Origin of the sequence: Salmonella sp. NW1250 (assembly GCF_051812965.1) — a bacterium.
Lineage (GTDB): Bacteria > Pseudomonadota > Gammaproteobacteria > Enterobacterales > Enterobacteriaceae > Salmonella > Salmonella enterica.
Genome location: NZ_JAMNDD010000055.1, coordinates 1 through 364, shown reverse-complemented (window position 1 = coordinate 364; position 364 = coordinate 1). Strand labels below are relative to the sequence as shown.

The following is a 364-nucleotide window of genomic DNA, read 5'->3' as shown; positions in this document are numbered from 1 at the left end:
GGTACCGGTTCTGAAGTCACACCGTTTGCGGTTGTGACCGACGATGCAACCGGTCAGAAATATCCGCTGGCTGACTACGCCCTGACCCCGGATATGGCGATTGTCGACGCCAACCTGGTGATGGATATGCCGAAGTCCCTGTGTGCGTTCGGTGGTCTGGATGCGGTAACTCACGCTCTGGAAGCTTATGTTTCCGTACTGGCTTCTGAGTTCTCTGACGGTCAGGCTCTGCAGGCCCTGAAACTGCTGAAAGAAAACCTGCCGACGTCTTACCACGAAGGGTCTAGAAACCCGGTTGCGCGTGAACGTGTTCACAGTGCAGCGACTATCGCCGGTATCGCGTTTGCCAACGCCTTCCTCGGTG

At 56.6% G+C, this 364-nt stretch carries 1 protein-coding gene; it reads left to right on the top strand.

All coding sequences use genetic code 11. The features are described 5' to 3' along the window. A partial coding sequence (locus tag NBA72_RS24225; protein WP_439005045.1) for an iron-containing alcohol dehydrogenase occupies positions 1-364 on the top strand: 364 nt, incomplete at both ends.